Origin of the sequence: Caballeronia sp. ATUFL_M2_KS44 (assembly GCF_023630965.1) — a bacterium.
Lineage (GTDB): Bacteria > Pseudomonadota > Gammaproteobacteria > Burkholderiales > Burkholderiaceae > Caballeronia > Caballeronia concitans.
On sequence record NZ_JALQEA010000094.1, the window covers coordinates 1 to 279 of the forward strand.

At 60.2% G+C, this 279-nt stretch carries 1 protein-coding gene; it reads right to left on the reverse strand.

Going from position 1 to position 279, the window contains the following annotated elements; all coding sequences use genetic code 11:
- Window positions 1-279, reverse strand: a 279-nt coding sequence (locus NCR39_RS29530; RefSeq protein WP_250456326.1) for an amidohydrolase family protein, incomplete at both ends; no start/stop codon positions are given.

Here is a 279-nt window from a genome sequence, read left to right on the forward strand (position 1 = left end):
TGGATAGACATCGAGCGCGTTGTTGCTGAACACGTCCTGCCGGTGGCAATCGCACAGATGCGGCGTCGCGGCGATATAGCGCCCGGTGTCGTCGTAGTGATGGCCGGTCTCCGGATCGATGCCCTTCACCGCGCCGATCATCTCCGAGCCGAACAGGATGTTTCGATGCGGCACGACCTTCGTCAGCAGATCGACGCCCGCCTGGTGATACACGCAGGTATCGAAAAAGATGTTCTTGAGCAGGCTGTCGGCGAGTGTCTTGAAGCCCATGTCCTGCGC